This window comes from Telluria sp. AZSoR62, assembly GCF_058111565.1.
In genome coordinates, this window is the sequence record NZ_JBYTST010000667.1 from 1 (window position 1) to 231 (window position 231).

Here is a 231-nt window from a genome sequence, read left to right on the forward strand (position 1 = left end):
GATTTGGTCCGCGACGACAGCGGGCTGGACCCCGCGGTCCGCGAGGGAGGCCATGGTGCGGACGAAGTTGTTGCCCTCGCCGATGACCCAGCTCGTCCGCACAATGTAATGCCGGGGGACCGTGCTGACGACGGCGTCTCCGGCTGCTTTGCTCTGGCCGTATACGCCGAGGGGAGAGAACGGTTCGTCCTCGGCGTGTTCCTGCCTGGACCCGTCAAACACGTAGTCGCT

Annotated in this window: 1 protein-coding gene; it reads right to left on the reverse strand. The window is 65.8% G+C overall.

Annotation, left to right across the window (positions count from 1 at the left end; genetic code table 11):
• On the reverse strand, positions 1-231 hold a 231-nt coding region (locus AC3XQU_RS25110), incomplete at both ends, for a sugar nucleotide-binding protein (RefSeq protein WP_489876795.1).